The 232-nt window shown below is 68.1% G+C and carries 1 pseudogene; it reads left to right on the top strand.

From position 1 onward, the window contains the following. Positions 1-232: pseudogene (locus KVT38_RS34320) on the top strand (tryptophan synthase subunit alpha); the annotation flags it as partial.

Below are 232 nucleotides of genomic sequence, written 5' to 3' on the forward strand. Positions count from 1 at the left end.
GCGCGTCGAGCGGATCGCTTCCAAGGCGAAGGGCTTCGTCTAATGCGTGTCCTCGCTTGGCGTGACCGGCGTGCGTGCCGATTTCCACGCGGGCATCGACCAATTTCTGGCGACGGATCGCCGCGCGTCGAGCGTTCCGATCTGCGTAGGCTTCGGCATTTCCTCGCGCGGGCAGGCGGAGCGGTCTGCCGGCGTGGCCGACGGCGTTATCGTCGGCGGCGCGATCGTACGC

This window comes from Cohnella sp. GbtcB17 (assembly GCF_019091135.1).
Classification (GTDB): Bacteria; Bacillota; Bacilli; order Paenibacillales; family Paenibacillaceae; genus Cohnella.